The sequence below is a fragment of the Nocardia sp. NPDC051832 genome (assembly GCF_040681285.1).
Classification (GTDB): Bacteria; Actinomycetota; Actinomycetes; order Mycobacteriales; family Mycobacteriaceae; genus Nocardia.
In genome coordinates this window covers 338290-357190 of the sequence record NZ_JBFAYL010000006.1, presented here as the reverse complement: position 1 = coordinate 357190, position 18901 = coordinate 338290, and the positions used below count along the sequence as shown (strand labels likewise).

Genomic DNA, 18901 nt, shown 5'->3' with positions numbered 1-18901 from the left:
GTACCTGATGAGCATCCTGCTCCGCAACGGCCACGTGATCCCCGGCGACGGCGGTCCCGAACTGCCCGAGACCGATGTCCTCACCGAGGGCGGTGTCATCACCGCCATCGGAAAGGACCTGCCGCACCCCGCCGACACCCGGATCGACGCGAGCGGAATGGTGGTGATGCCCGGGCTCGTGGACGCGCACCGCCACGTCTGGCAAGCGCCGCTGCGGGGGATAGGCGCCGACATGACCCTGCCGGACTACCTCGGCATGGTTCTCGGACGCGTCCTCGCGGCTTTCCGCCCCGAGGACGCACGGCTCGCGGCGCTACTCGGCGCGGCCGAAGCGCTCGATTCAGGCGTCACCTCAGTCTTCGATTGGAGCAACACGACCGTCACGCCGGAACACACGGAGGCGGTGCTGGACGGCTACGCCGCCGGCGGATTGCGAGTCGTGGTCGGCCATACGGTCCCGGCCCGCAAGGCCAACCTGCAGCGACTTGCCGGCATGGATGGCCTGATCAGCGGTGGCCTGGCGATCCTGGGCCCGCAATATGGATCGTGGAACGACGGCGTGCGCGAGATTGCCCTGGCCCGCGAACTCGGCTTGCCGGTGTCGATGCACGCGAGCGGCGGGCCGGACTCTCCGTTCCCGCGGATGTACGAGGCAGGCCTGCTCGGGCCAGACCTCAACCTCGTCCACATGAACGCGATGACGCCGGCCGAGGCTCGAATGCTGGCCGATGCCGGCGTCGCGGTCACGGTCACCCCGGTGGTGGAAGCGACGATGGGCCACGGTACCTCGGCCTTCGGCACGTTCCTCGACGCCGGAGGACATGCTGCGCTCGGCACCGATGTCGTCGTCAACGCGCCCGCAGACCTGTTCGAGCCGATGCGCGACACGCTCAGATTCGAGCGAATGCGTTCCCGCACCATGTATCCCGCCGCTCAGGTGTTGTCGAATGCGACCGTCCACGGCGCCCGGTCGATCGGCCTCGGCGGCAAGACAGGCTCGTTGACCGTGGGCAAGAGAGCCGACATCATCGTGCTCGACGGCCTCAGCCAACCGAGTGGCGGTGGCGTGGTCACTGCGCTGACGCCGGCGAACGTCCACACCGTCCTGGTCGATGGCCGCGTCGTCAAACGTCACGGCCATCTGGTTCACCACGATCTGACCGCACTTCGCACCGCCGGCATCGAGCTGGCCCACCGAACGCTCGCCTGAATTCGGATGAGCACAACCCGGACCCGAGAGAACTTGTCGCCGTGGGCGACCTGGGAAGGTCACTCCGTACGGCCCCAGAACAATTCACGGATACGATCGGGTCATGGCAGAGCTGCGAGACCTGCAACACCGTGTGGTGACGGCAGGGCAACGATATATCGGTAACCCGATCATGGGACGGTTGCCGGTTCAGACCCTGCTCGAAACAACGGGGCGCAAGAGCGGACAGCCACGGATCACGCCGATCGGCGGCCGTCGAAGCGGCAACTCCTTCTGGCTCGTTTCCGAGTTCGGTGAGAAATCCCAGTACATTCGAAACATCCAGGTGGACAACCGTGTCAGGTTGCGTATTCGCGGCCGGTGGTACTCCGGCACCGCTCACTTGGTACGCGGCGACGACGCACGAGCGCGGCTTCGTGAATTGCCGTGGGCCAACAGCGCAGTGGTACGAGCGGTTGGTACCGATCTACTGACCATTCGCATCGACTTGGACTGAACACAGCTGGTGCCTTGTCCGGCCTCGGCTCCGTAGTGAGTGATGCTCAGGGCCTGAAAAGTAGCTCCTAGCAGCTCTTTTCGTCTCGAGGCCCCGCGCCGGAAGCACCCTGTGCGGGGCCACTGGGCGCCTTGTCGGCAACTGCGACGATATAGTCCAGCCAAGGGGCCCAGAACGCGGCGCCTTTCTGGCCGAAGAAGCCCCGAAGCAACGGGTTGATTCGTCGAATTTGCGGCTGGTCGTGCTGACGGCTTACATATTCGGCATACTGCGGGTAGACGTGATCGCGGATGGAGTAGACCCGGACATCCTGGAAGCCGGCTGCCAGGAGCGCCTGGCGGTATTCCTCGGCATCGGTATTGTTCTTGCGGCCGGTTGTGAATATTCCGTGCACCACAAGTCGTTTGAGGCGCGACCGCCTGACCTCGCTCGAGACATGCTCGTTTGCGAGTGGCACAACGTCGGCTGTCACCAACCGGCCGCCAGGTGCCAGGACTCGGAATGCTTCCTCGAAGAATCGTGGACGCGACGGAAAGTGAAGCGGTGATTCGAGTGCGGTCACTTTTGTCGCGGACGCATCCGGCAGCGGTAGGTCGTTTGCGGACCCGTGCACATACTCGACGACGTCGCTGAGGCCCAGTGTGGCGGCCCGTGCGGTCGAGACCTGGATCTGTTTCGCGGATATATTGACGCCGGTGATTCGTTTCGGGCCGAATTCTTTCATCCAGAGAAAGTCCTGGTCACCCATTCCGCAGCCGACGTCCACTACTACGTCATCGGACCCGAGGCCCGCTTCCGTCGCTACCAGCCGGGCCAGTGCCGCGCCCGCTTCGTCCAAAGTTCGGGGGCTATCTTTCCAGTAGCCCAGGTTGATGAATAGCGACTCCTCGCCCAGTGTGTTGTGTCCGGTCATCACTTTGTCGTACACCAGACTGAATCGGTTGGGGATCTTGGGCACGAAAAGCAAGGATGCGAACCATCCCCATTCGCGAACCCACCGCACGGTACGCCGGGTCGAACTCTCGGAATCGCGAAATTCCAGGACCGTCATCTTTTCCCCTTCAAGCCTGCATAAGTTATTTGACTGTTTCACGCGTGGGCGTGTTGTCGAAGCGGTAGTCGCTCAGCGGGAATCGGGCGCTGCGCCAAGCGGTTTCGAGGCTGAGCGTCGGTCGCAGCGGTACGTCGCCGTTCACGTCGACGAAGTAGGCGTTGGCGCGGCCGCAGGTGTCCTGCCAGAACACCTGCCGCCACCGGCGGCGCAGCATTTCCTCGAAGTACGCCGTGTTGGCCCGCTCCGTGACCTCCACCCGCGTCGCTCCGGTCCGTCGGGCATGGCCGAGGCAGCGGGCGATGTGCTTGGCGCCGGCCTCGATCAGGTTGAAGTAGGACGAACCGTTGTAGGAGTACGGGCCGGACACCGAGAAATAGTTGGGGAAGCCGGGCACGCTCACCCCCTGGTACGCCTGTGTTCGTTCCCGAGACCAGAATTCGTGCAGATCGATCCCGCCGGATCCGACGCATTGGAAGGGCGCGCCGGAGGTGAACGGCATCTTGAACCCTGTCGCCAGGATCAACACGTCCAGCTCATGCTCGACGCCTTCAGCTGTGCGGACGCCGTCCGTGGTCACCTTGTCGATGGGATCGGTTTCCAGGTACACGTTTTCGCGGTTGAACGTGGACAGGTACGCGTTGGAATAGGCCGGCGGCTTGCAGCCGAGCGCATAACGCGGCGTGAGCTTGTCCCGGACTACCGGATCGTGCACCTGCGCGGCCAGCTCACGCCGCAGGGCGACCGCGGCGAGCTTGGTCAACGGGAACAGCTTGTGAAACTGGGCGGGCAACAGGACGACCGTCTCGATATAGGCCTGGCTCAACGCCCGGATCGCGGGCTTCAGCAACGGAACGTGCTCGAACACCCAGTGCACCCGCGCGGACAGCGGCGCATCGTACTTCGGCACCACCCAGACCGGAGTCCGCTGGAACACGGTCAGCTGCGCCACCTCGGTCGCGACGGCCGAGGCAAGCTGTACGCCGGACGCTCCGGTGCCGACGATCCCGACCCGCTTGCCGGTCAGGTCCACCGCGGGGTCCCAGCGTGCGGTGTGCAGGACCCGTCCCGCGAAGTTCTCGATCCCGTTGAACTCCGGGATGTTCGGTTCGGGAAAGCTTCCGGTCGCGTTGACGACGAACCTGGCGGTCATCGTCTCGCCCGCGGTCGTCGTCACCCGCCATCGATTCGCGTGGCCCTCGAAGTCGATTCTGGAAATCTTGGTATCGAACCGCATCCGTGCACGGAGGCCGTATTTGTCGGCGCAGTGCTCCGCGTACTCCTGTACCTCCGAGCCGGGGGCGTAGACGCGGGACCAGTCCGATCGCTGCTCGAACGAGAACTGATAGCTGAAGACCGGGAAATCGACCGCGACACCGGGGTAGGTGTTGCACCGCCAAGTTCCGCCGAGACCGTCGCCCGCGTCGAGGATCTGGTAGTCGCGCACACCGGCCCGATCCAGTTCGATCGCCGTGCCCATCCCCGAAAAACCCGCGCCGACGATGAGAATCTCGTGATCGACGGCGGTATCCGTCGACGTGCTCATGGTTGCTCCGTTCCAGATTCGGGATCAGTGCGGGGAGACGCGAGGCCGGATCTCCGGTGGGGTCCAGGTCGTCGTCGCCCGCACTCCCGCGCGCGCGGCCCACCGCAACGACCGGTTCGGCAACAATCCCGCCATCGGGGCGGTGATCACGGCGGCTCTGCTTGTCGCGGGTGTGGGCATGCCATACCGCGCCATCAGACTCATGTACTGCGCGCGAGGACGCCGTGCCGCGGTGTAGGCCGCCAGGTTCGGCGCGCATGCGGCGAGGGTGACGGCATCTTCCAAGGCCACGGAGGTGCCCTGGCCGTTGTACGGCACCATCGCGTGCGCCGCGTCGCCGACCAGCGCTACCCGGCCACGAACCAGCGAACGCGGAACCGGCAGGTAGACAACGTCGTTGCGGACTATTCGATCGGCGGCGGCGATCAATTCCGGCACCGGGTCGAGCCAGTCGGCATAGTAGTCCAGGTCGTCGACGCCCGGTCGGCCCGCGGCCCACACCATGGTGCGATTGCGAGGCATGGGGTATATCCCGACGTCACCGCCCGGACCCCACACCATTCCGGCGTAGTCCGTCGACAGGCCTTCGACGATCCAACGCCAGGCGGTGACTCCGGTATGCCGCAGCGAGACATCCGGCCACAATTGTTGCCGCGCGACACTATGGGCTCCGTCGGCCGCGACCACCAGATCGAACTCCGCGGTGCGGGAATCGGTTTCCACCACACCGTTTTCGCGCACTGCCCGCACCGTTGCGTCCGTGTGAATGCACTCGCTGGGCAAGGCATCCACCAGTAGTGCGATGAGATCTGATCGCGCGAGCAGGATCATTCCCTGGTAGCCCATCGCGTCGCTCAACTGAAAGTTCATCAGCGTGCGGCCGGTCGATGTTCGTATTTGCGAGCTTCGATCAGGTACTTGATGCTCACGAATCCGTTCCCCGAGTCCGAGGGCGTCAAGGGCGGCGATGCCGTTGGCGGGCAGAACAATTCCGGCCCCGGCTCGGCCGAATTCCGGCGCCTGCTCGAACACCGTGACCTGCCACCCGGCCTGCCGCAACGCGATGGCGGTCGCCAACCCGCCGACTCCGCCGCCGACGATTCCTGCGCGCCTCGTCCGTCCGTTCATCATCCCTCCCAATCCAGATCATCGTGCGGTGAATGCGACGACGAGCGCGTCCGAATCCCCGCTCGGACAACCCCTTCAATCCCCGTCCCGATACTCAACGCCGAACTGTATCGATAACAGGTTCCACTGTCTAGTGTTTCGTCGATCCCGAAAGTTTATGCAGTACCAGGAGTTTCACGTCATTCTCTGCTTGCGTGATTATGGAACGCGTTCTATCTTGGGGAAGCCGTACTGGCGGGCTCGGATGGTCCGGTTTGGTGCCGCAACGACTTTGGGGGTCAGGGGTGGGGAACCACATGCCGAACGTGCGGCAGCAAATGTGCTCTCAACGCGCCGGGTGGTAGCGGCGACCGACGCCGTCAGGACCGTGTGTGGCTGATCGCAGCCCAGCTTCGCTCGACTTGGATAGGGGACAGATTATGCGCCAGCCGATCGCGATCGTGGGTCTTTCCTGCCGGTTCCCCGGTGCTGCCGACCCCCGAAGCTTTTGGCAGGTGCTGCGGGACGGAGTGGACGCGACCTCCGAGATGCCCGCCGGGCGGTGGCGCCTCGACGAGATTCCCGAGGCGGCCGTGCTGCGTCGCGGAGGCTTCCTCGCCGAAGTGGACCGTTTCGATGCCGAGTTCTTCGCGATGTCGCCTCCGGAGGCCGCGGCGGCTGATCCCCGGCAGCGTCTCGCGCTCGAATTGAGTTGGGAGGCAATCGAAGACGCCGGCATAGTCGCGGACCGACTGCGGGCTGACGAGGTCGCCGTCTACATCGGCGCCGCCGGCGACGACTACGCGGCACTTGTGCACGACGGCGGTCCCGAGGCGGTTTCCGAGCACACGCTGGCCGGTTCGAGCCGCAGCTTGATCGCCAATCGGGTGTCCCACGCGTTGGGTCTACGCGGTCCCAGCGTCATGGTGGATACCGCACAATCGTCGTCGCTGGTCGCGGTGCAGTGGGCTGTCGAGAGCTTGTGCTCCGGCCGGTCCGATCTGGCGCTTGCGGGCGGTGTGCACCTGAATCTCGCGCTCGACGGCGGCCTTGCGCTGGCTCGTGCCGGGGTGCTTTCGCCGGATGGCCGGTGCCATGTCTTCGACTCGCGCGCCAATGGTTTCGTCCGAGGCGAGGGCGGCGCCATGGTCGTGCTCAAGCGGCTCGCCGACGCTCTTGCCGACGGCGACCCTGTCTACTGCGTGATTCTCGGTGGGGCCGTGAATCACGATGGCGGCGGCGACAGCCTGACCACACCGAGTGTCGAGGCGCAGACGGACCTGCTCCGTCGCGCGTACGCCGGCGCGGGTGTCGATCCGGCGGACGTGCACTATGTCGAATTGCACGGGACCGGAACGGTGGTGGGGGATCCGATCGAGGCAGGGGCACTGGCTTCGGTGTTCGCGCCGGGTCGTGACGACGCGAACCCGCTGATAGTCGGATCGGTCAAGACGAATATCGGTCATCTGGAAAGCGCGGCCGGTATCGCTGGGCTGGTCAAGGCCGCGCTCGCGATCCGGCACGGAGCGCTGCCACCGAGCCTGCACTACCGCGAGCCCAACCCGGACATTCCCTTCGCGGCCGGGCTGCTGCGCCTCAACGACCGTTTGCGTGCGTGGCCTGCCGCGGACCGGGCGCTGGCGGGCGTCTCGTCCTTCGGCGTCGGTGGCACGAACTGTCACCTCGTTGTGGCCGCTGCGCCCGATCCCGGCCGACCGGCCGCCAGCGAAGAAGGTGCTACCGCGGTGGCGGTGGCGGTGTCGGGGCGAACTGCCGAGGCTTTGCGTGCTCAGGCCGCACGGCTGCTGGACTTCGTCCTGGCCGAGCCCGCCGCTGTGCCGGTGGACATCGGCGCTTCGACCGCTCTGCGGCGCACGCACTTCGCGCACCGCGCGGTGGTGGTGGCGTCGGATCGTGGTGAGCTGTGCGCTGGTCTGCGTGCGTTGGCCACCGGCGGTGCTGCGGCCGATGTGGTTGCGGGTGAGGTCGTTTCCGGCTCTGGTGTGGTGTGGGTATTCCCCGGGCAGGGTTCGCAATGGGTGGGGATGGCTCAGGGGTTGTGGGAGTCGTCGCCGGTTTTCGGGGCGCGGATGGACGAGTGTGCGCGTCTGCTGTCGGGGTTGGTGGATTGGTCGTTGCGTGACGTGCTCGGTGACGAGCAGGCGTTGCGGCGTGTGGATGTCCTGCAGCCGGCGTTGTGCGCGGTGATGGTGTCGTTGGCGCAGTTGTGGCGCTCGGTGGGTGTGGTTCCGGCCGCGGTGGTGGGTCATTCGCAAGGTGAGATCGCGGCGGCATGCGCGGCCGGCTTGCTGGAGCTTCCGGATGCGTTGCGGCTGAGCGTACTTCGCAGTCGCGCGATCGCCGATCGGCTGTCGGGTCATGGCGCGATGGCATCGATCGCTGTGGCCGCGGGAGCGGTCGACTGTGCGGGCGTCACCGTCGCGGCACGCAACGGTCCGGACAGTGTCGTGGTGTCGGGTGCGGTTGCCGATGTGCACGGCTATGTCGCGGACTGTGCGGCCCGTGGGATTCGCGCGCGGGTGATCCCGGTCGACTACGCGTCGCATTCGCCTCAGGTGGAGCTGATTCGGGAGGCCGTGCTGGCGGCGGGGCGCGATGTCGTGACACATCCGAGTGACATCGCCTTCTACTCCGCGGTGACCGGCGGCCGGCTGGACCCGTCGTCGATGGATGCCGAGTATTGGTATCGGAATCTGCGGGAGCCGGTACGTCTAGAGGATGCGGTCCGGAAATTGGCTGCCGCAGGCCATCGGGTTTTCGTGGAGGTCAGTCCGCACCCGGTATTGACGATGCCGGTGCAGGAGACCGTGCCGGAGGCGGTCGTGCAGGGCACGTTGCGCCGGGATGAGGACGAGTTCCGGCGGTTCCTGCTGGCGCTGGGCGAGCTTTTCGCGTACGGGGTGCCGGTGGACTGGCGGGCCGTCTTCGATGGCGCCGGTGCCCGGGTGCTCGACCTGCCTACCTACCCGTTCCAACGACAACGGCACTGGTTCGATGACGACCAGGTTGACCAAAACACTGCTGCGCCAGTCGATCTGCTCGAGCTGGGCGATGTACGGCGCGGGGACGGGGGCAGTGCGCTGCTGGAGTTGGTGCGCGCGCAGGCGGCGGTCGTGCTCGGGCACGGCGATGCCGCCACGGTGGATCCCGACCGGACCTTCCGCGACCTCGGATTCGACTCCGCACGCGCTGTCGAACTGGTGCGACGGCTCAAACGGTCGACTGGCCTGCCATTGCCGACAAGCCTGCCGTTCAGCTATCCCACCATTACCGCCGTGGTGCAGCACTTGCGCGCTGGGTCTGCCGGACGCCGGCGCACCTCGATACCGAATGCCGACTCCGATCCCGTCGTCATCGTGGGCATGGCGTGCCGGCTACCGGGCGGAGTGTCCGAACCGGATGAGTTGTGGCGGTTGGTGGTCGACGGCACCGATGCGATTACCGGGTTTCCGGAGGATCGGGGCTGGGAGGTAGATGACTCGGTACCACAGTTCGGCGGCTTCCTCACCGGCCACAGCGATTTCGACGCGGAGTTCTTCGGCATGAGCACGCGGGAAGCGCTGGCCACCGATCCCCAGCAGCGACTGGTGCTGGAAACAGCGTGGGAGGCATTGGAACGAGCAGGCATCGATCCGGTGGCACTGCGAGGAAGTCGCACCGCGGTGTTCGTCGGCGCGATGGCACAGGACTATCTCCCACGCCTGGCGGACGTGCCGGAAAGCCTAGGGGGACACGCGCTGACCGGGAGCGCGTCCAGCGTCATCTCCGGGCGCCTGGCCTACGCGCTCGGCCTCGAAGGCCCTGCGGTAACCGTGGATACGGCCTGCTCGTCGTCGCTGGTCGCACTGCATCTCGCCGCGCAAGCCCTGCGATCGGGGGAGTCGTCGCTGGCGTTGGCCGGCGGAGTTTCCCTCATGGCCACGCCGGGGATGTTCGTCGAGTTCGCCAGAGCGGGCGGGCTGTCGGCCGACGGCAGGTGCAAAGCATTCTCCGCCGCGGCGGACGGCACCGGGTGGGCCGAGGGCGTCGGCGTTCTGGTGCTGGAGCGGTTGTCCGCGGCACGACAACGCGGACACCAGGTGCTGGCCGTGGTCCGGGGTACCGCGATAAACCAGGACGGGGCAAGCAACGGCCTGACCGCACCGAACGGATTGTCCCAACAGCGCGTAATTCGTGATGCTTTGGCGAATGCCGGCCTGACGACCGGCGATGTGGACGTGGTGGAGGCACACGGCACCGGCACCCGGCTCGGTGACCCGATCGAGGCCGATGCCGTTCTCGCGACATATGGCCAGGACCGTGACGCGACGAATCCACTGTGGCTGGGTTCGCTGAAGTCCAATATCGGGCACACGCAGGCGGCCGCGGGCGTCGCCGGTGTCATCAAGATGGTGCTGGCACTGCGGCACGGCATCCTGCCCCGGACCCTGCATGTGAACGAGCCCTCACACCATGTGGATTGGTCTGCTGGTGGCGTAGAACTTCTCACCACAGCACAGGAGTGGCCGTCGAGCGACGTGCCGCGTCGCGCGGGTATCTCTTCCTTCGGCATCAGTGGTACCAATGCGCACGTCCTCGTGGAAGAAGCGCCCGCGCTCGACGAGCGCGACGTTACCGCGGCGGAATTGCCCGTCGTTCCGGTCGCGATCTCCGGCCGGACGCCGCAGGCCCTGCGCGATCAGGCTTTCCGGCTCCGGAAACACCTGGAGTCGCATCCCGGATTGCGACTGACCGACGTGTCCTATACCTCGCTCACCCGGCGCTCGGTTTTCCAGCACGGGGCCTTGGTGACGGCGTCGAATCGGGAAGACCTGCTGCACAGCCTGGAAGCGGTGGCAGGCGACCTGTGGGCGCCCGACGTGGTCCGCGGGCAGCGGTCCAGGGGCCGGACGGCCTTCGTGTTCACCGGACAGGGTGGGCAACGCCTCGGCATGGGACGCGTACTGTCCGAACGGTTTCCGGTGTTCGGCACGGCCTTGAACGAGGTATGCGACGAACTTCAGCAGCACCTGGGTCGTCCGCTCCGTGAGATCATGTTCGCCGCGCCGGGTTCGCCGGAGGCCGAGCTGCTCGACGATACGCAGTGGACCCAACCCGCGGTGTTCGCCCTCGAAGTCGCCTTGTTCCGGCTCGTGGAATCCTGGGGATTGCGACCGGATCTCGTGGTCGGCCATTCGAGCGGTGAAATCGCCGCCGCCCACGCGGCCGGTGTCCTGTCCCTGTCCGATGCGTGCACACTGGCCGCGGCCCGCGGCCGAGTGATGCAGGCGCTGCCCGCGGGCGGGAGGATGGCGGCCGTGGCGGCCGCCGAGCACGAGGTGCTGCCGTTGCTGACCGTCGGAGCTTCGCTCGCGGCAGTCAATGGCCCGCACTCCGTGGTGATTTCGGGATCCGAGCCCGCGGTGGCCCAGATCGTCGATCACTTTGCCGCGCAAGGTCGCAACACCGCGTGGTTGCGTGTGCAATATGCCTCCCACTCCTCGCTGATGGAGCCGATCGCCCACGACCTGGCCACCGCGCTGCGCGGCCTTCGGTCGAGCGCCGGGCGAATCCCGGTCATCTCCACCCTTACCGGCCACGCGGTTGATGCTGATCAGCTCGGCTCGCCGGAATATTGGGTTCGGAACGCTTGCGAGCCGGTGCGGTTCCGCGACGCGATTCGGACCCTGGCCGAGCGCGGCGTCACTGTCTTCGTGGAGCTGGGTCCGGACGCGACGCTCACCAAAATGATGGAGAGCAACCGGTTTCCGGACGAAGAATGGCTTGTCACGGCGACAATGCGCGCGGACCGTCCCGAGGATGCCGCCCTGCTCACCGCCCTGGGCCGCCTGCACCTGAACGGTAGTGGTCCGGACTGGGAGAAGGTCTTCGCGGGCACCGCCGCCGGTCTGATCGAACTGCCGACGTATGCGTTCCAGCGCCGCCGCCACTGGCTGGTCGCGCCCGGCCGTCCGGGCTCGGACCGGCTCGAGCACCCGTTCCTCGAGCACGTCACCGCTGTTGCGGACAGTGGGGGCGTCCTGTTCGGCGGGCGATTGTCGGCGCGGCAGGATTCCTGGGTGCTCGACCACCGGGTGTGGGACCGGCCTGTGCTGCCGGGCACGGCACTGGCGGAAATGGCCGCGTGGATCGGCGATCGCGTCGGCTGTCCGGTGGTGGCCGAGCTGACGCTGCGGCAACCGCTGGTAGTTCCCGAGACGACGGCGGTGGAACTGCAGATATCGGTGGGCGCCGCCACCGAGGTGGGGGAGCGATCATTCGCCCTGCACTCTCGGGTAACGGGGGAACCGTGGCAACTGCATGTCACCGGTCTGCTCGGCTCGGCAACCGAGACAGTCACATACCCGGTGGCGCCGCCGTCCGTCGACGCCGTGCCAGTGGATCTCACGCATCGGTACGACGAACTGGCGCAGGTCGGTCTGGAGTACGGGCCGGCGTTCCAAGGGCTGCGTGCGGTGTGGCAGCACGGTCCGGAAGTTGTCGCAACGGTAGCGCTGCCGGAGGATTTGTCCGCTCGATCCGGTTTCCTCGTACATCCCGCAGTTCTCGATGCCGTGCTGCACGCATTGGGACCGGAGGTGTTGGGGGACAGCCAGGGACAGCCGAAAATCCCGTTCGTCTGGGCGCAGGTGCAGATCCGTCCGTCGACGAGCAGGCACCTGCAAGCGCGCATCGTTGCGATTGCCCCCGACCGCTTCGCTGTGACAGTCAGCGAATCCGAGGGCGGCCTTCCGGTGTTTTCGGCCCAGGTCACCTTGCGGGCGCAGCCTGCATCGGGACTCGCCGAGGACTCGGTGTTCGTCATCGACCGGGTACAGCTGCCTGCCGTCCGATCGACGCACACTGCCGGTAACGCGGTGGTTCTCAATGCCTTCGGCGATAGTGCGGAGCACACCCCCGCAGCGGTTCGCCGGCTCGTCCGCTCGGTGCTGGAGACGGTGCAATCCCATCTGGCCGCGCCAGGGGACGCACCGATCGTCGTGGTCACCAACCAGGCCCTCGACGGCCATGATCTGGCAGGCGCGGCGGTATCGGGAATGCTGCGCTCCGCCCAAACCGAGAATCCGGGCCGGGTCGTCCTCGTGGACACCGATGATCCGGAGGGGGTCGAGGACCTGCTGTCCGCTGTGCTCGCCACCGGTGAGTCCGAAGTCGTGATCCGGGCGAGTCGGATGTCCGCGCCGCGACTCGCCCCGGCCCCGGAAACGCGTTCGGCTGCCGAGGTTTTCGGTCCAGAGGGGACAGTCCTGATCACCGGGGGCACCGGTGCGCTGGGCGCCGTGCTCGCCCGGCATCTGGTGGCTCGGCACGGGGTACGCAGTCTGTTGCTGGTAAGCCGACGTGGTGGTGCTGCCCCAGGCGCGAGCGAGCTGGTCACGGAGCTGCGCGGGTTGGGCGCGTCGGTCAGCGTGCTGGCAGCGGACCTGGCCGACCGAAGCGCGGTGGCGGCGGTTCTGGCAGAAGTCCCGGCGCAGGCACCATTGCGGGCTGTCGTGCATGCCGCGGGCGTGCTCGACGACGCCGTATTCACCGCGCTGACCATGGATTCCGTGGAGTCGGTACTGGCCGCGAAGGTGGATTCCGCCTGGCACCTCCATGAACTGACCAAGGACCTGGACCTGTCCGGTTTCGTGCTGTTCTCCTCGGTGGCGGCCAGCTTGGGTACCGCGGGTCAGGCAGGTTATGCCGCGGCGAACGCGGTTCTCGACGCGCTAGCCCAGCAGCGGCGCGCGCAGGGCCTGGCGGCGGTCTCGCTGGGGTGGGGTCCGTGGGAGGACGTCGCGGGCATGACCGCCGCGCTGACGGTGGCCGACCGCCGCAGGCTGGCGGCGCGCGGTCTGCGGCCGATCTCGGCGGAGGCAGGCGTGCGGATGTTCGATCTGGCCTTGGGGCTCGGGCGCGCCCATGTTCTTCCGGCACATATCTCGGCTGCGCGCCTCAACTATTCCGTGGGCCAACGTCATTCGTCCGCACCCACTCCGGCGACGGGCACGGCTCGAGATCGGTGGCACAGTGTGGCCGAACGAGACCGGACCGCTGAGATGCGACGTCTAGTGCAGGCCCAAGTCGCCACGGTGCTGGGTTATGGCGACGAGATCGCGATCGACCCGGACCGCGCGTTCCGCGACCTGGGCTTCGACTCGTTGACCGCAGTGGAACTCCGCAACGCGCTCGCCGTGGCTACCGACCTTCGGCTGCCGCCCACCCTCGTATTCGACCATCCGACACCCGAGGAACTCGCCACCTTTCTGACCGGCCGGCTATTCGGTACCGCACCGGCTCCGACGGCGGTGCCAACAGTGACCCGCCACGACGAAGATCCGATTGTGATTGTCGGCATGAGCTGCCGTTATCCGGGAGGCGTTGGCTCGCCGGAGGATTTGTGGCGGCTCGTTGCCGATGGTGTCGACGTAGTGGCGGAGTTCCCCCGGGACCGTGGCTGGGATGTCGATGGTCTGTACGACCCTGATCCTGCGGCGGCGGAGCGTAGCTCCACGCGATTCGGGGGATTCCTCGACAACGCCGCAGACTTCGACGCCGACTTCTTCGGGATGTCGCCGAGGGAGGCGCTGGCGACCGACCCGCAGCAGCGCTTGCTCCTCGAGGTGGCCTGGGAGGCACTGGAACACGCGGGAATTCCGCCGACCTCGATACGCGGTAGCGATACCGGTGTGTTCACCGGCGTCATGTACAGCGATTACGCGACGCGAGCGCTCGAGAATCCTGGTGCGCTGGAAGGGTATCTGTTCCTCGGCAGCGCCCCGAGTGTCGTGTCCGGACGGATTGCCTATTGCCTGGGACTGAAAGGCCCGGCGGTTTCGCTGGACACGGCGTGCTCGTCGTCGCTGGTGGCGCTGCATTTGGCCGCACAGGCGCTGCGGGCAGGGGAATGTACCCTCGCCCTGGCGGGCGGGGCGACCGTGATGGCCACTCCCACCACCTTCGTGGAGTTCTCCAGGCAGCGGGCGCTTTCCGTCGATGGGCGGTGCAAGGCGTTCTCGGCCTCCGCGGACGGTACCGGCTGGGCCGAGGGCGCGGGTCTGCTCGTGCTGGCGCGGATGTCGGATGCGCGACGCAACGGACACCGCATCCTCGCGGTCCTGCGCGGCAGCGCGGTCAATCAAGACGGATCCAGCAACGGACTCACCGCACCGAACGGCCCCGCGCAGGAACAGGTGATCCGGCAGGCCCTCCGCAGTGCGGGACTGTCCTCCTCCGGCGTCGACGTGGTCGAAGCCCACGGGACCGGGACGCCGTTGGGTGACCCCGTGGAAGCGCAGGCGATATTGGCGACCTACGGACAGGATCGCCCAGCCGGCGAACCGCTGTGGCTGGGCTCGCTCAAATCCAACATCGGGCACGCCCAGGCCGCCGCGGGTGTCGGGGGCGTGATCAAGATGATCATGGCGATGTCGCACGGTCGGCTACCGAAGACACTGCACGTGACCGAGCCGTCACCCCACGTGGATTGGTCCTCCGGTGCGGTCCAGCTGCTCACCGCCGACCGCGACTGGCCTGCCGTCGACCGGCCCCGGCGGGCGGGCGTCTCGTCCTTCGGTATCAGCGGCACCAACGCGCACGTGATCCTCGAAGAACCAGCCATTGCCCCGCCGCCGGAAGAAACGCCACGAGCATCAATCCCGGTTCCCCTGCTGCTCTCCGGCCGGACTCCCACGGCAGTGCGCAGGCAGGCCAAGCAAATAGTGTCGGCCCTCGACGACCATTCGGCAGTGGATGTCGCGTTCTCCGCCGCAACCACTCGGTCACATCTCGAGCATCGTGCGGCCGTCATCGCGGCGAATACCGACGAACTGCGTCGGGAACTGACTTCGGTCGCGGCCGGCATGGCAGCGACGAAAGTCGCGTCAGGCGTGCGGGATCGGGGTAAGACCGCGTTCGTCTTCACCGGTCAGGGCTCGCAGCGGGTGGGCATGGGCCAGGATCTGGCGGCACTGTTCCCGGTGTTCGACAGCGTGCTGAACGAGGTATGCGCGGAGTTCGATCAGCATCTCGACCGGTCGCTGCGCGAGGTCATGGCCGCGGAGGCCGACCTGCTCGATGAGACCGAGTGGACGCAACCGGCGCTGTTCGCGTTCGAGGTGGCTATGTTCCGGCTGCTCGAATCCTTGGGTGTGCGGCCGGATTTCGTGGCCGGACATTCGATCGGCGAGATCGCGGCGGCCCACGTGGCCGGTGTGATCTCGCTGCCGGACGCCTGCACCCTGGTGGCGGCGCGCGGTCGACTGATGCAGGCGTTGCCTGCCGGTGGAGCCATGGTTGCCATCCATGGCACGGAAGCAGAGGTAGCGCCGCTCCTGGCCGGATATCAGGACTCGGTCTCCTTGGCTGCCGTCAACAGCCCATCATCAGTGGTCGTCGCGGGCACCGAGGACCATGTGCGTGCGGTGGCCGGCCAAGTCGCGGCTCGGGGAAGCAGAACTCGGCAGCTACGCGTCTCACACGCTTTCCACTCCCCGTTGATGGAACCGATGCTGCCGCAGTTCCGTTCGATCGTGGCGAACCTCGACTTCGCTGAGCCGGTCCTGGCGCTCGTGGCCGCGGCACCGCAGCAGCCCGAATACTGGGTGCGCCATGTGCGTGACACCGTGCGATGGGCCGACACCGCCGCCTTTCTGGCCGGCGAGGGCGTCACCCGGTTCGTAGAGATCGGTCCCGATTCGGTGCTCACTCCGATGATCGAGGAGTGTCTCCCGGAATCCGCCGACGCCCTGCTCGTACCGACCATGCGGCGCGGGCAGCCCGAGATCGAAGCGCTGGTATCCGCGCTGGGTCGAATGCATGTCAGTGGTGTGGAGGTGGATTGGTCCACGGTATTCGCCGGCACCGGTGCTCGGCGAGTGGACCTGCCGACCTACCCGTTCGAGCGTGCGCGGTACTGGCTCGATGCCAGTGCCGAGCACCCACTATTGACCACCGTGGTGGAACCGGCCGAGGGGCTGGGTGTCCTGCTCACCGGGCGATTGTCGATACGGACACATCCGTGGCTGTCCGACCATCGAGTGCGGCACCAGGTGATCGTGCCGGGAACCGCGTTGCTGGAGATGGCGTTCCAGGCGGGCGCTGCGGTCGGAGCCGAGGTCGTGGATGAGCTGACCGTGCTGAGCCCCGTCGTCGTTCCAGACGGCGACGAAACCGAAATCCAGGTCGCGGTAGGAGATCCCGACGAGTTCGGTCGGCGCTCTGTGCGGCTGCATGCCCGTACCGACAGCGAGTGGCAATTGCATGCCACCGGGCTCTTGGCCGCCGCACCTCCGAAGGCCGACGTCGCCGATCTTGCGCAATGGCCGCCGGCCGAGGCCGAAACCCTGGATGTCGCACCGTGGTACGACGAACTCGCCGCGGTCGGCTTGGAATACGGTCCCGGATTCCGCAATGCGCGCGCCGCTTGGCGTCGCGGAACAGAGCTGTTCGTCGAAGTAGAGCTGCGCGAAGGGACCGGCGTCTCGGGAGCACGCTCGGCCTTGGTGGATGCGGCACTGCATGTGCTGGCCGTCACAAGAGGCCCTGTCCTGCCGTTCTCCTTCAGTGGCGTGCGGGCCGTGGCTACTCCGGTCCATCGGTTGCGTGTGCGCATCACCGCTCTCGGCGAGGATGCCGTGGCATTGAATCTTGCTGATGACAACGGCGTTTCGTGGATGTCCGTCGATTCGCTGACGCTTCGACCGCTGGCGGCGGCCCCGCTCGAATCGATGATGTTCCAAGTCGACTGGTCGGAGATAGACCCGGCGATACCAGCCGAAACGAGTCCCGCGGTGCTCATTTCGGTAGCGAAGCCGGCTCGTTCGGCAGGCGTCGAGATGGTGCACGCCGTCGCCGAGTCCGTGCTGGGACAGGTCCAGAAGTTTCTGGCGACAGCAGGTGACGGCCGTTTGGTTGTGCTGACTCGCCGCGCGATGGCGGTAGCGGAGGGACACGACATAGACCTGGCGGGTGCGACTGTCTGGGGACTGGTCCGGTCGGCGCAGACCGAGAATCCTGGCCGAATCGTCTTGGTGGACATAGACGAAACGGGGGATACGGACGCACTCCTCGCTGCCGTGCTCGCGACCGGCCGAGACCAGATCGCAGTTCGCGATGGGAAGCTGCTTACTCCCGGTCTGTCCCGAACACGGGGTATCGCACCCGAGGCGGACGTATTCGATCCGGACGGCACCGTGCTGATCACCGGGGGAACCGGCGGACTCGGTGCCGAAATCGCCCGGCACCTGGTGAACCGCCACCGGGCCCGCCACCTGCTGCTGCTCAGCAGACGAGGCCCGGACGCTCCCGGTGTGGCTGCCCTGACCGCGGAACTCACCGCAGCAGGCGCCACTGTCGATGTCGTGGCCTGTGATGTCGCCGACCGGGCAGCACTGGAAAAGGTGGTGTCGGCCCTCCCGGCCGCCCGCCCGCTGGGTGCGGTGATCCATGCTGCCGGCGTCGTCGATGACGCGGTGTTTTCCGCGCTGACACCGGAACGATTGCGTGCGGTGCTGGCTACCAAGATGGACGCCGCATGGACCCTGCACGAGCTGACCCGCGACGCGAATCTTTCGACCTTCGTGCTGTTTTCCTCCGTTGCGGCAACGATGGGCACTGCCGGACAGGCCGCATACGCCGCGGCGAACGCCTTCTTGGATGCGTTGGCGCACCACCGCCGATACCGCGGACTGCCCGCGGTATCACTGGGTTGGGGTCTGTGGGAGCAGCAGAGCGGAATCACCGGGCGGCTGGGCGACACCGAGCTGCGACGACTTGCACGGTGGGGACTGCGAGCACTGCGGACCGAAGAAGGCTTGGCTCTGCTGGACGCCGGACTCGCCGCCGAATCGCCCCACTTGCTGCCGATGCGCCTCGACCTGGCCGGCCTGGCAGCCGAAGCGGCGCCGGCCCTGCTGCACAGCCTGCTTCCCAAACGAATTCGGCGCTTGGAGCACCGTCCCGACGACAGTTCGCAGACGTTACGGGAGCGCCTGAGCACGCTGCCGACGTACGAACGCGAGATGGCCGTCCGGCACCTGTTGCGCACCGAGATCGCGGAGGTGCTGGGACATCGCGAGCCCGACTCGGTGCCAGTGGACCGCGGCTTCCTGGAGTTGGGCCTGGACTCGCTCACCGCCCTCGAGCTGCGCAACCGCGTCATCGCCGCTACCGGCCTCGCGCTGAGCGTCACCGTGATGTTCGACTTCCCGACGCTGTCCGCCCTGGCGGCGCATCTCCTGGAACGGATCGCGGACCGCGAAACACCCAGCCCGCCACCGATTGTCACGCAGCTGGACCGCCTGGAGACCACGCTGCGATCGGTGGACGACGCTCAGCTGCGCACCGCGATCGCGGTCCGGCTGCGGGAAATGTTGTCCGGCTTGTCCCTATCCGATCCGGAGGGTTCGGACGACGACCGAGAGCTTGCCGACGCGACAGCGGAAGACCTCTTTGCCATGATCGACGGAGCGCTGGAGAAGCCCTGAC

General features: G+C 66.8%; 6 protein-coding genes. 3 read left to right on the top strand and 3 right to left on the bottom strand.

Features of this window, described 5'->3' with window-relative positions; translation table 11 throughout:
• Nucleotides 1-7: 7 nt before the first annotated feature.
• Both AB0M14_RS33910 and AB0M14_RS33905 read left to right on the top strand, forming a co-directional pair.
• The gene (locus AB0M14_RS33910; protein WP_365002896.1) at nt 8-1210 is read left to right on the top strand and encodes an amidohydrolase family protein; all 1203 of its coding nucleotides are present in this window, start codon (nt 8-10) and stop codon (nt 1208-1210) included.
• Nucleotides 1211-1313: 103 nt separating this feature from the next.
• The gene (locus AB0M14_RS33905; RefSeq protein WP_365002892.1) at nt 1314-1706 is read left to right on the top strand and encodes a nitroreductase/quinone reductase family protein; all 393 of its coding nucleotides are present in this window, start codon (nt 1314-1316) and stop codon (nt 1704-1706) included.
• Between the two features lie 67 nt (nt 1707-1773).
• Here the strand turns inward: AB0M14_RS33905 and AB0M14_RS33900 are convergent, their stop codons facing one another.
• The 3 genes from AB0M14_RS33900 to AB0M14_RS33890 are packed head-to-tail and all read right to left on the bottom strand — an operon-like array spanning nt 1774 to nt 5431.
• Nucleotides 1774-2757 (bottom strand): methyltransferase domain-containing protein, encoded by a 984-nt coding sequence (locus tag AB0M14_RS33900; RefSeq protein WP_365002889.1) that lies wholly within the window; start codon nt 2755-2757, stop codon nt 1774-1776.
• Between the two features lie 25 nt (nt 2758-2782).
• Nucleotides 2783-4303, bottom strand: a complete 1521-nt coding sequence (locus tag AB0M14_RS33895) for an NAD(P)/FAD-dependent oxidoreductase (protein WP_365002886.1) — start codon at nt 4301-4303, stop codon at nt 2783-2785.
• Nucleotides 4304-4327: 24 nt separating this feature from the next.
• On the bottom strand, nt 4328-5431 hold the full coding sequence (locus tag AB0M14_RS33890) for an FAD-dependent oxidoreductase (RefSeq protein WP_365002883.1): 1104 nt from the start codon (nt 5429-5431) through the stop codon (nt 4328-4330).
• A gap of 419 nt (nt 5432-5850) precedes the next feature.
• On the opposite strand from AB0M14_RS33890, the gene AB0M14_RS33885 reads away from it, so the two are divergent.
• A complete protein-coding gene (locus AB0M14_RS33885) occupies nt 5851-18900 on the top strand; it encodes a type I polyketide synthase (protein ID WP_365002880.1) in 13050 nt (4349 codons plus the stop codon).
• Nucleotide 18901 lies beyond the last annotated feature (1 nt).

Bases quoted from the DNA above. Each gene is read 5' to 3' on its own strand.
- AB0M14_RS33890 (WP_365002883.1), bottom strand. From the start codon at position 5,431: ATGAACGGACGGACGAGGCGCGCAGGAATCGTCGGCGGCGGAGTCGGC.
- AB0M14_RS33900 (WP_365002889.1), bottom strand. From the start codon at position 2,757: ATGACGGTCCTGGAATTTCGCGATTCCGAGAGTTCGACCCGGCGTACC.
- AB0M14_RS33895 (WP_365002886.1), bottom strand. From the start codon at position 4,303: ATGAGCACGTCGACGGATACCGCCGTCGATCACGAGATTCTCATCGTC.
- AB0M14_RS33885 (WP_365002880.1), top strand. From the start codon at position 5,851: ATGCGCCAGCCGATCGCGATCGTGGGTCTTTCCTGCCGGTTCCCCGGT.
- AB0M14_RS33910 (WP_365002896.1), top strand. From the start codon at position 8: ATGAGCATCCTGCTCCGCAACGGCCACGTGATCCCCGGCGACGGCGGT.
- AB0M14_RS33905 (WP_365002892.1), top strand. From the start codon at position 1,314: ATGGCAGAGCTGCGAGACCTGCAACACCGTGTGGTGACGGCAGGGCAA.